Raw genomic sequence first — 206 nt, forward strand, 5'->3', positions numbered from 1 at the left:
AATTCCCTTCAGATAATAGACTATAATATACAGTTGTACTTCCTCTATAATATGGAACAATTCCAGGATGTATATGAAGAAACTTCTTCCCCGTATTTAAGATCTCAGACTTTAAGATTTGTCCTCCAAAGCCACTATACACAATAATTGACTCTTTAATTTTTGCAACAGCATTAACAACCTCAAAATCATTGATATTATTATTC

At 30.6% G+C, this 206-nt stretch carries 1 protein-coding gene; it reads right to left on the reverse strand.

All coding sequences use genetic code 11. From position 1 onward, the window contains the following. Window positions 1–206 (reverse strand): hypothetical protein (locus V7149_RS21505; protein WP_335347637.1); only part of this gene is annotated, 206 nt, incomplete at both ends.

Source organism: Bacillus sp. JJ1503 (assembly GCF_036965125.1).
GTDB lineage: Bacteria > Bacillota > Bacilli > Bacillales > Cytobacillaceae > Cytobacillus.